Annotated in this window: 9 protein-coding genes; 5 read left to right on the top strand and 4 right to left on the bottom strand. The window is 33.7% G+C overall.

The window, feature by feature from the left end:
* Together VFS71_RS09725 and VFS71_RS09720 are read left to right on the top strand one after the other, a co-directional pair.
* On the top strand, positions 1–1,606 hold a 1,606-nt coding region (locus tag VFS71_RS09725; RefSeq protein ID WP_326400989.1), incomplete at its 5' end, for an ABC transporter ATP-binding protein.
* A 58-nt stretch (positions 1,607–1,664) separates the two neighbouring features.
* The gene (locus tag VFS71_RS09720) at positions 1,665–2,366 is read left to right on the top strand and encodes a DUF2971 domain-containing protein (protein ID WP_326400988.1); all 702 of its coding nucleotides are present in this window, start codon (positions 1,665–1,667) and stop codon (positions 2,364–2,366) included.
* Between the two features lie 4 nt (positions 2,367–2,370).
* On the opposite strand, the gene VFS71_RS09715 is transcribed toward VFS71_RS09720, so the two are convergent.
* From VFS71_RS09715 to VFS71_RS09705, 3 genes are all read right to left on the bottom strand, one after another.
* Positions 2,371–3,093 (bottom strand): hypothetical protein, encoded by a 723-nt coding sequence (locus VFS71_RS09715; protein WP_326400986.1) that lies wholly within the window; start codon positions 3,091–3,093, stop codon positions 2,371–2,373.
* A 102-nt stretch (positions 3,094–3,195) separates the two neighbouring features.
* A complete protein-coding gene (locus VFS71_RS09710) occupies positions 3,196–5,619 on the bottom strand; it encodes a TonB-dependent receptor (RefSeq protein WP_326400985.1) in 2,424 nt (807 codons plus the stop codon).
* A gap of 54 nt (positions 5,620–5,673) precedes the next feature.
* On the bottom strand, positions 5,674–7,371 hold the full coding sequence (locus VFS71_RS09705) for a M23 family metallopeptidase (RefSeq protein ID WP_326400984.1): 1,698 nt from the start codon (positions 7,369–7,371) through the stop codon (positions 5,674–5,676).
* 179 nt (positions 7,372–7,550) lie between these two features.
* Between VFS71_RS09705 and VFS71_RS09700 the strand changes: the two genes are divergently transcribed.
* The 3 genes from VFS71_RS09700 (at position 7,551) to rny (ending at position 9,913) form a co-directional block, all read left to right on the top strand.
* The gene (locus tag VFS71_RS09700) at positions 7,551–7,841 is read left to right on the top strand and encodes a hypothetical protein (protein WP_310008873.1); all 291 of its coding nucleotides are present in this window, start codon (positions 7,551–7,553) and stop codon (positions 7,839–7,841) included.
* Positions 7,842–7,849: 8 nt separating this feature from the next.
* Positions 7,850–8,143 (top strand): cell division protein ZapA, encoded by a 294-nt coding sequence (locus tag VFS71_RS09695; RefSeq protein ID WP_315199472.1) that lies wholly within the window; start codon positions 7,850–7,852, stop codon positions 8,141–8,143.
* A gap of 207 nt (positions 8,144–8,350) precedes the next feature.
* The gene (rny, locus tag VFS71_RS09690; RefSeq protein ID WP_326400983.1) at positions 8,351–9,913 is read left to right on the top strand and encodes a ribonuclease Y; all 1,563 of its coding nucleotides are present in this window, start codon (positions 8,351–8,353) and stop codon (positions 9,911–9,913) included.
* A gap of 274 nt (positions 9,914–10,187) precedes the next feature.
* Here the strand turns inward: rny and VFS71_RS09685 are convergent.
* Positions 10,188–11,264, bottom strand: a 1,077-nt coding sequence (locus VFS71_RS09685) for a PAS domain-containing sensor histidine kinase (protein WP_326400982.1), incomplete at its 5' end; no start/stop codon positions are given.

The following is an 11,264-nucleotide window of genomic DNA, read 5'->3' as shown; positions in this document are numbered from 1 at the left end:
CTATTATCTAACGTCAGTAACTGATGCCTACGGAATTGGTTATACATTATCCATATTGGTAGCAGGAATTATCACCATCTTTTTATTAAAAAATCTATCCGATTATTTTGCAATGTTTTTCATTACCTACCTAAGAAACGGTATTCTGAAAGATATGAGAAATGCTATGTATAGAAAAACTCTTGATTTGCCTCTTTCCTTTTTTTCAGAAAAAAGAAAAGGAGATACTATTTCAAGAATTGCAGGAGATGTCAATGAGGTTCAAAATTCTTTTTTATCCATACTGGAATTAGCCGTAAAAGAGCCGTTAACCATTATTTTTACTATAGTGACGATGTTTACAATAAGCGTAAAACTTACGATTTTTGTGTTCATTTTTATTCCAGTTTCCGGCTATGTCATTTCACTCATAGGAAAACAATTAAAAAGAAAATCAACTAAAGCACAGGAAGAACAAGGAATATTTTTATCTACTATTGAGGAAACGCTTGGCGGATTGAAGGTCGTAAAAGGATATAACGCTGAAAACTATTTCAATAGCGTATTCCAAAATTCAACCAACCGTTTTTTTAGTTTATCCAACAGCATTGGTAACAGACAAAATCTTGCCTCACCAATGAGTGAATTCATGGGAATTATGGTTATTGCCATTTTACTTTGGTATGGAGGCCATATGGTTTTGATTGAGCATACGTTAAAAGGTGCCGCTTTTATTACCTACATGGGATTAGCTTACAACATTCTTACTCCTGCCAAATCTATTTCAAAAGCATCTTATGCCATCAAAAGAGGAAATGCGGCAGCAGAACGTGTGTTAGAAATCCTAGACCAAGAAAATACAATTACCAGTAAAATTGGCGCTATTGATAAAACATCTTTCGATTCTGAAATTGCGATTCAAAACATCAATTTTAAATACGAAGATGAAAATGTATTAAAGCATTTTTCACTTACCGTAAAAAAAGGACAAACCGTTGCCCTTGTGGGACAATCCGGAAGCGGAAAAAGTACCATCGCAAATTTACTTACTCGTTTTTACGATGTAAATGAAGGAAGCATAGCTATCGACGGTGTTGCCATAAAAGATTTGGATTTAAAATCTCTTCGAGGATTAATGGGATTGGTGACACAAGACAGCATTTTATTTAATGATACCATAAAAGCCAATATAGCCTTAGGAAAACTGGATGCACCCGATGAAGAAATCATCGAAGCCCTAAAAATAGCGAATGCTTACGAATTTGTACAAGAACTGCCAAATGGAATCTACACCAACATTGGGGATAGTGGAAACAAACTTTCGGGAGGACAAAAACAACGATTATCCATTGCCCGTGCCGTGCTGAAAAACCCTCCAATCATGATTCTTGATGAAGCAACATCCGCTTTGGACACGGAAAGTGAAAAATTTGTACAAGTGGCTCTAGAAAATATGATGCAAAACAGAACTTCCATTGTAATTGCACATCGTCTTTCGACCATACAAAAGGCAGATGTTATTGTAGTTATGAAAAAAGGAAAAATAGTGGAGCAAGGAAAACACGAAGAACTTATCTCAATGGATGGCGCTTATAAAAAACTGGTAACAATGCAGTCGTTTGAATAGTTTAGAATAACTTAGAAGGTTTAGAAAGAATTAAAACTAAACCTTATAATCTTAAACAATGTACCTCAATAATCCCAACATAAAACTTCCACAAGATCCTGATACCATTGTATGGAAATATCTGGACTTGTCGAAGTTTTTGGATTTATTGCTTTCGCGAAAATTATTTATGTCCAGATCGGATAAATTTGAAGATCAATACGAAGGTACTTTTAGCGAACCTACATTTGAGGAAATCAAAAAGCTTTCTATAAACAATCCTGATTTTTTGAATTACTACAAAACTCATCGGGAGAAAGTAGCTATCAGCAGTTGGCATATCAATGAATACGAATCGTTCGCCATGTGGCAAATTTTCACACAAAACAGCGAAGGATTGGCTATACAATCAACAGTAAAAAGACTTCAGGATGCCTTGGTTCCCGAAAAAAATTACAAACAATACATTGGCGAAGTCAATTATATCGATTATAAAAAAGAATACATACCGTTTGATGATTTGTTTTTTCCTTTTTTATTCAAGCGAAAAAGTTTTCAATACGAACGTGAGGTACGTATCATTACTGATGTGACCGAGAATACTGTAAAACTAAATGATGGGCTAAAAATCAATGTTGATATCACTCAATTGATTGAAAAAATATACATTCATCCCAAATCTGAGAATTGGTACAAAAATTTAGTAATTCAATTGGTAACGCAACTGGGGTTTGATTTTGAAATAGAAAAATCTGATTTGGAAAGCGATATTTTGATTTAGACTTTTATATTGGATTATAACTCTCTACTTTCCAATCTTTATCAGCCAAATCGATGTAATTATAATGCACTACATCTTTACTGTCAAATTTTCCGTTTTTGTTGGTATCTTCAACAGTTCTAAAATACAGACGCTTTTGTGATTCGATTAAGTTCCAATCAATCAATTCTTGTAAATCAGGAGAAACTTTGGTTAATTTATCTCCACTAATTTCACTCAAATATAATGTTGTAATATCGCTTACATCTAGTTTCCCATCTTTATTGGTATCCATATCCATCATTGAATACACCATAATTTGTTTGTTGATCTTATCAGAAATCGTTTTTAAGTATGTTGCAGTTTGAATCAAAACAGGTTTATCAGTTAATGCTTTTATAGAATCTGAACCTATCTTTTGAAATTTAAGATTCTGCAAAAATCCTGTAATTTCATACTCGGATGCATTTGATATAGTAAAACTCAAATCATTCACACTCGAAGAACCGTATCTATTTTTAGTACCTTTTTCATAAACACTCAAATCACCTACAGGATGAATCAAGTAATTAGTTCCTTCCATTTGAATTGGTAAATCGGCAATTTTTATTTGGGTAGAATCAGCTTTAGTAAGTTCTCTCCCTACTTTTGAAGCATCGTAAGTCACTTTCGGCTTTTCAATTTCTTCTTTACAGCTTGCTAAAAGCAAAAGCGAAATCCCAATATAGACAAAATGTGATGTTCTCATAATAATTCTAATATTAAAAAATAAACTCAAATGTAATCATTTTTAAAAATGGAAAGGAAATATACAACAGATTTATTAATTCTGACATTCCCAAAAATCAGGCTACAACCTCATATTTAACTTCAAATTAAAAACTCGGGTGGTCATATAATTTGGAATCGCATATTCTGTTTTGGTGTATACATCACGAACCCAAGTATTGGTAATGGCATTTTGATTATTAAAGAGATTGAAAATTTCAAAGCCTAAAGATAGCTCTTTAAAATTCTTAAAAAATTTCTTATTCGACATCCCTACTTTTTGATCAATAAACACTTTCGAAAACCCAACATCAACCCGTCGATAATCGTTCAATCTGTTTTGATACAAATATGGATCGGCATAAGCTGGCGAACCACCAGGCAATCCAGTATTGTAAACCATATTAAGATACAATTTCAAGCTTGGAATCTTTGGCATATAATCTTGGAACAAAAGTCCAAATTTCAATCGTTGATCCGTTGGTCTGGAAATATATCCTTTATTATCAATATTCTCTTCTGTTTTTAGATAGCCAAAACTAATCCAAGAATCGGTTCCGGGAACAAATTCTCCGTTAAGTCGAACATCAAGTCCTTGTGCATATGCAACGGCATTATTATCTGCAGCATAGCGTATCCTTACATTATCAACCGTATAAGGATTTACATCTGTCATCTTTTTGCAATAGGCTTCGGTAACCAATTTAAAAGGGCGTTCCCACATTTTGAAACTATAATCATTACCCAAAACAAAATTTATGGATTTTTGGGCTTTCGTATCGGGTTGCACCACTCCATCATAATCACGTAACTCCCTGTAAAATGGAGGTTGACTATAGACACCAACTGTAAATCTAAAAAGCATATCTTTTTTCCAATCTGGCTTTATCGCAAATTGTGCTCTCGGACTAAAAACAGTTTGAAAATTACTAGCTAAATCATCACCTGATACTTCCCAACTTTGCATTCTCGCACCCAAATTATACCATATTTCGTTTGTACCTAAATTGTCTTTCCGTCCCCATTGTGCATAGGCTGAAAATCTATCGATATTAGTAAAATTAATGGCACTTACATATTGGTAAGGAATCAACAGTCCTGAATAAGGCTGATAAGGCTCATCGTTTTTTGGTAAAACAAGTGGAGGTCGTATCGAAAACCCTGCTGAGTCAATCACTTCCCATTCTGAAATTCGATCTCGAATGGATTCTCGGGTATATTTAACACCCCACTCGATTTGATTTTGTTTCCAATTCTTAAAGCCTTTTACTTCCAAATTGGCAATTAAGGCATCCAAATCATTTCGGGCGTGATTTAGTTGCGAACCAACTCCTCTTGAAAAGGCAATATCACCATAAGTATCCGATCCGATATTAGTATCCACTTCCCCTAAACGATACTGTGCATAAATATCAAAATATTCTTGTTCTATCGTATGAAAAACAGACCCGATAAACTTTAAGGTAAAATTATCACTCACTTGATAAGTACTTTTTAAAGCTCCAAAATAAGTGTCATATTTATCTTTCTCTTTGCCTTCATAATAAACCGCAAGAGCCGTTGGTGCATCTGCTGTACCAAAATTGGTTTGACGAGTCAATGGTTGGTACAAATATTTATTCTGAGAAATATTCCCTAGAAAACTCCATTGCCATTTTGGCGAAGCCTGATAATTGATATTGGTTTGAATATCTGCAAAAGTAGGAGTATAATTCGTTTGGGTTTCCTGACTGTTAACCAGAAGACTATTATTTCGATACCTTATTCCTGTAATTGCCGTCCATTTTTTATCTTTAGAAACCGCATCAACTGCAAGGCTTCCGCCAAGAAAACTCATTTCTAGAATTGCTCCAAATTGCGTCGGATTTCTATAGGTAATATCCAAAACGGAAGACATTTTATCACCATATTTAGCCTGAAAACCTCCAGCAGAGAATTCTATATTTTGCACTAAATCAGTATTAGTAAAACTCAATCCTTCTTGCTGTCCCGACCGAATCAGAAAAGGGCGATACACTTCTACTTCATTGACATAAACCAAATTTTCGTCATAATTCCCACCACGAACTGAGTATTGCGTACTGAGTTCATTATTCGAATTGACTCCAGGCAATGTTTTCAAAACATTTTCGATGCCTGCATTGGCCCCAGGAATAAAACGAATGTCTTTGGCTTCAAAAGTAATAATCCCCTGAACCGTTTTTTTATTATTGCTATTGATGATGACTTCACCCATTTGCTCCTGTTGATCATTCATGTGCATATTAAACACATAAACTTCATTTGGCTTCAAAGAAACTTTTAAACTGGCTTTCTTTAAAGAAATATGGGTAAATTCTAAAGTGATTTTTTGATCAGAAGGAATAGCTATTTGATAAAATCCCTTTTCATTTGTCTGAGTAGTATTAATACGAGAAGATACATTCACGCCCTCAACTGGAAGATTCTTTTCATCCAAAACGATACCTTTAACAAAAGCTGTTTGAGCAAATGAATTCATACCCATCCATAAAAAAATAAAACAACATAGGGATTTAAAAATATTCAAATGATTTTGCTTTTACTGTTTTTGATTTCTTTGAAAACGAGTTTCAAAGATAGAAGAATTCCCTACATTATCAACTACAACGACTTTTAATTGATTGTCACCCTCAGCAACAATTCCGTCACTAAAATCATGCGTCAAAAGTTTTGTTTTATTATCGTATTCCATCAAAATCCATTTTCCGTTAAGATAACCATTATACGATTTAATTCCAGACAAACTATCCGATATACTCACTTGTAGTAATTTTTGATTATCCAATTTTTTTCCTTCAATTGGTTTTGCAATCTTAATCACCGGCGCAATGGTATCCAGCACTAATTTATACTGACCTAAAGTTTTCACTCTAATCTCATAAACATTATTTTTTTCTCGAGTTGTATTGTAACTCACTCTTGCTCCTTCCATTCTTCCAATAAATACTTTGTCTTTTTGATTTGCTGGATAACTATCATTTTCCATAGTAATTGTAAAGTTGGTATGTGCCGGAACAGTATCATCATGCACAGTCAAAACATTATCCTTTACATCAAAATTCAAATTAAAGTCATTATAAAATGTACCTGAAGGAAAGAAAACCGAACATTTGTCTTTTTCAAAAAAACAATCCTTTGAAGCTTTTACAACATAATTAACAACAACAGGTTCTTTTTCTATTATAGTTGAAAGCAAATCATACTCTACAGGAATCGCAATTGTGGTTTTATTTCCATAATAATCAGAAACCACCAAACTACAAACCGATGTCAAATTGGGAAGTACTGTGATAACTCCATTTGTTTCATCAGTTTTTATGATGCTCAAATTATAAGGTGGATTCATAAATAACTTTTGGACTCGTTGACCAGTTTTTTTATAAAGCGAATAATCGATTAACGCATTTACATATCTCATTTCATCAAAAGAATAGGTATTAAATTGATATCCAAAAATAGATTTTCCGTTGCAAGACAAATTCACATCAAAAACTCCATTTTTATTAAAAGACACATCATCATAATCATTAGCAATAATACCAAAACCAATTTTCCCATTAGCAATAACCTTATCTGCCATATAAGTTCCGTCCTTTTGCAAGGATAAATTAATGGGAATAGGTCGTTGCGAATGATTTACCGTAGTTTTTGAATCCAAAGGATAGGCATACAAATTTGAGACTATTGGCTTCTTAGTGTCTTTCATCAAAGCATCAAATCCAAAAAACATAGGATTGATAATTTTCTCTGTTTTGGTATCTCGAAATTCAAAATGCAAATGCGGTCCTTCGGAAGCACCCGTATTTCCAGAAACAGCAATTAATTGCCCTTTTTTGACAGGCATTTCATTGGGTTTAAAATACATTTCACTTTCAAAAGACTGTTCTTTATAGTGCGTTTTTTTTATGAAACTTTCAATAGAATCAGTCGCTTTTTGCAAATGACCATAGACCGAAGTAAATCCATTTGGATGATCAATATATATTGTTTTTCCATTTCCAAAAGTAGAAATCTTGATTCTGGAAACATATCCATCGGCTACTGCATAAACATTTAAACCTTCTCTCTGAAGGGTTTTCATATCAAAACCGGCATGAAAGTGATTCGGTCTCAATTCACCAAAATTTCCGGATAATTGTAGCGGAATATCAAGCGGAGGACAAAAATAATTTTTAGGATAATCTGTTTGAGCAAAAAGCGTAGTTGTGAATACTAACAAAAAAAAAGAAAATTTCATGGAATACATTTTTGCTAAGATAAAAAAAGCAACTAAAACCCACAAGACAAAATAAAACCAAAACCCAATAAACTGATTTATAAATAATTGATTATTTTAACGTAAAAAAATCGATAAAATATTGCAATAATAAAAAGGAATACTAACTTTGTAAGATTAAGTAATGAATAGGAATTATAATGAGTGTGATTGCAGAAATAATTGATACTCTTGAAAATAAGATTGGAAAACTTTTTTTGAAAATAAAAAGTTTGGAGAAAAACAATCAAGAATTATATATAGAGTTAAAGAACGCTGCAGTGTTAATACAAAATCAATCCAAAGAGATTGAAGCCTTAAAAACACAATTAGAAACACTCAAAATAGCCAATGCATTATTAGGCAGTGACGATAACAAAAGAGATACAAAGCTTAAAATAAATTCAATAATTCGTGAAATTGATTACTGTATAGCCCAGCTATCAGATTAGTAAAAAATATGGACGAAAAGCTTAAAATTAAAATATCAATTGCAGACAGAGTCTACCCGTTAACGGTGGATTTCTCTCAGGAAGAAGGACTTAGGAGTGCTTCTAAAAAAATTGATGCGATGATTAAGCAGTTTGAAGAAAATTATGCTGTGCGAGATAAACAAGATGTATTGGCGATGTGTGCTTTACAATTTGCGTCTCAAGCAGAGCAAAAACAGATTGACAATGCTATAAATGGAGAAGAAACCATTGAAAGATTAAACAAAATCAATTTGCTTTTGGATGAATATCTCGAAAATTAAACGTTCTTTACAAAGACTAAGATACTGCCTACATTAGTTCATATTGGTAAACTCAACACTAACAATTTAGAATGAGCAAATCATCACTACTAAAGCATGCCACGCTTCGGCGAGGAAACTTGAACAGTGAGTTAGCTCAAAACTTGTCTTTTCGAGTTTATACAACTTCTAATGTAGGCTTTTTTTATATATAAATTTTTAACAAACATGGACATCATAACAATAATTATTTCAGGAATTACAGGTATTGCGCTAGGATTTGGCATCGCCAAAATCATTGAAAAAAGCAATATCTCTAATTTAATTAAAAGCGCAAAAAAAGAGGCTGCATCAATACTAAAAGACGCCAATCTTGAAGCGGAAAACATTAAAAAAGACAAAATTCTTCAAGCAAAGGAAAAATTTATTGAACTAAAATCGGAACACGAACAAGTAATTCTAGCCAGAGACAAAAAAGTAGCTGAAGTAGAAAAAAGAGTACGTGATAAAGAATCACAGGTTTCAAATGAATTATCAAAAGCCAAGAAAGTAAACGATGATTTTGAAGCAAAAACTGCAGAATACGAGACTAAAATTGAAAATTTAGAGAAAAAACAAGTAGAAGTTGATAGACTACACAAAAGTCAATTACAACAACTAGAAGTTATCTCTGGACTATCTGCTGAAGAAGCAAAAGAACAACTTATCGAAGGGCTTAAAGGTGAAGCTAAGAGCAAAGCGATGTCTCATATTCAAGATACTATTGAAGAGGCTAAATTAACAGCGCAACAGGAAGCTAAAAAAATCATCATCAACACTATTCAAAGAGTTGGTACTGAAGAAGCAGTAGAAAACTGCGTTTCTGTTTTCAACATCGAATCGGATGATGTGAAAGGTAGAATCATTGGACGTGAAGGTAGAAATATTAGAGCGCTTGAAGCAGCAACCGGAGTTGAGATTATCGTTGACGATACACCGGAGGCGATTATTCTTTCTTGTTTTGACCCAGTACGTAGAGAAATTGCTCGTTTGGCATTACACAAATTAGTTACGGACGGACGTATTCACCCTGCGCGTATTGAAGAAGTTGTTGCAAAAACAACTAAACAAATTGATGATGAAATCATTGAAGTAGGTAAACGTACAGTGATTGATTTAGGAATCCATGGATTACATCCTGAATTGATAAAAGTAGTTGGTAGAATGAAATACCGTTCTTCTTACGGACAAAATTTATTGCAACACTCCCGTGAAGTTTCTAAACTTTGTGGAATCATGGCAGCTGAATTAGGACTGAACGTTAAACTTGCCAAAAGAGCTGGATTACTTCACGATATTGGTAAAGTACCAGATGCAGAAAGTGATTTACCACACGCATTATTAGGAATGCAATGGGCTGAGAAATATGGCGAAAAAGAAGAGGTTTGCAACGCGATTGGAGCTCACCACGACGAAATAGAAATGAAATCATTACTATCTCCTATTATTCAGGTTTGTGATGCTATTTCTGGGGCTAGACCGGGTGCAAGAAGACAAGTTTTGGATTCTTACATTCAACGTTTAAAAGATCTTGAAGAAGTTGCTTACGGATTCAGCGGAGTGAAAAATGCTTATGCAATCCAAGCAGGTAGAGAACTTCGTGTAATTGTAGAAAGCGAAAAAGTATCTGATGAAAATGCAGCTAATTTATCGTTTGAAATTTCTCAAAAAATACAAACTGAAATGACTTATCCTGGTCAAGTGAAAGTTACCGTAATCAGAGAAACCAGAGCTGTGAATATCGCAAAATAAAACTACTCTATTGCAAAAGCAACAGAGAGCAAAATAACAAAAAATCCAAATCCCAATTTATCAATAATTGGAATTTGGATTTTTTATTTTGATGTTTTTATACAGTTGGATATTTGGGCAGTTTTTCCAAAAATAGACTATGTTGGCTCTTTAGCCCTGATGGAAGTGGCATCCCATCTCGTCTGGTCTTTTTGGACGAGACGAGATGGGATATAGCGGACAGCAGGAACGATGTTAGTCGATAAAGCCTATTGTTTCGCTCCTTATTATTTTTTTATCCTTTTTTGAAATAAATTTTAAAGGTGGATCCAAAATTAAGTGTGCTTTCAACTTCGATTTTGCCTCCCATATTTTCAATTTGATTTTTGGTAAGATACAAACCAACTCCCCTTGCATCATTGTTTCTGTGGAATGTTTTATACAATCCAAAAATAGAATCTTTGTGCTTTTCCAAATCAATTCCCAATCCATTGTCCTTTACGTTCAAGACAACAAAATCATCATTGGCTTCTGTTGTAAAAATGATTTTGGGATCTTTACTAGGATCTGAATACTTAATCGCGTTGGTGACCAAATTTAACATTATGCTTTCCAAATAGGCTGGCACACAAAACACTTTTACAGTATTAGGAACATAATTAAGAACCTGAATTCCTTTTAGCTTAATTGACTCATTTAAAACATCCAGAACTTTGTCAATGAAGTTATTCACTTTTAACAATTGCATATTGCTTTCCCTCTCGGCATATATGTTTACCAAATCGTTTAAATTTTCGATTGTAGAGAATAATTCATCCGAAACGATCTGAATATTACTCAACGTATCTTCATTCGATAGAAGAGCTTCTTGATGCAAATCTAGCAACGATTTTATGTTCCCGCTGTGCGTTCTTAAATTATGTGAAACGATATGTGCAAAATTCAGTAATTTATTATTCTGTGTATTTACGATTTCGAGCATTTTGGCCAGCTCAATTTCTTTTTCTTTTTGCGCAGATATATCGGTATGTGTTCCTACGATTCGCAATGGCTTGTCATCTTCATCTCTTTCAATGACTTTACCTCTGTCCAAAATCCATTTATATTTATCATTGCAGAGAACGCGATGACAGGTTTCATAAAAAGGGATTTTATTGTCAAAATGCAGATTTATGTTTCCATAATATTCTTCCCTATCGTCTGGATGCACTCTTTCGTCCCATTCTTCGGGGGCGGCAACTAAATCTGATTCAGTTAGTTCCAAAATTTTCATCGACTCAGAGGAATAATACACTTTGTTTGTTGTCAAATCCCAGTCCCAAACTCCCCTATCCGATGCTTGCACCGCAAAATGATACCTTTCATCAGCTAC

Origin of the sequence: Flavobacterium sp. (assembly GCF_035760125.1) — a bacterium.
Lineage (GTDB): Bacteria > Bacteroidota > Bacteroidia > Flavobacteriales > Flavobacteriaceae > Flavobacterium.
This window is presented reverse-complemented; position numbering and strand designations above follow the sequence as displayed.

Excerpts from the sequence above, each read along its gene's own strand:
- VFS71_RS09695 (WP_315199472.1), top strand. The coding sequence starts at position 7,850 with ATGGACGAAAAGCTTAAAATTAAAATATCAATTGCAGACAGAGTCTAC.
- VFS71_RS09705 (WP_326400984.1), bottom strand. The coding sequence starts at position 7,371 with ATGAAATTTTCTTTTTTTTTGTTAGTATTCACAACTACGCTTTTTGCT.
- VFS71_RS09720 (WP_326400988.1), top strand. The coding sequence starts at position 1,665 with ATGTACCTCAATAATCCCAACATAAAACTTCCACAAGATCCTGATACC.
- VFS71_RS09715 (WP_326400986.1), bottom strand. The coding sequence starts at position 3,093 with ATGAGAACATCACATTTTGTCTATATTGGGATTTCGCTTTTGCTTTTA.
- VFS71_RS09700 (WP_310008873.1), top strand. The coding sequence starts at position 7,551 with ATGAGTGTGATTGCAGAAATAATTGATACTCTTGAAAATAAGATTGGA.
- rny (WP_326400983.1), top strand. The coding sequence starts at position 8,351 with ATGGACATCATAACAATAATTATTTCAGGAATTACAGGTATTGCGCTA.
- VFS71_RS09710 (WP_326400985.1), bottom strand. The coding sequence starts at position 5,619 with ATGGGTATGAATTCATTTGCTCAAACAGCTTTTGTTAAAGGTATCGTT.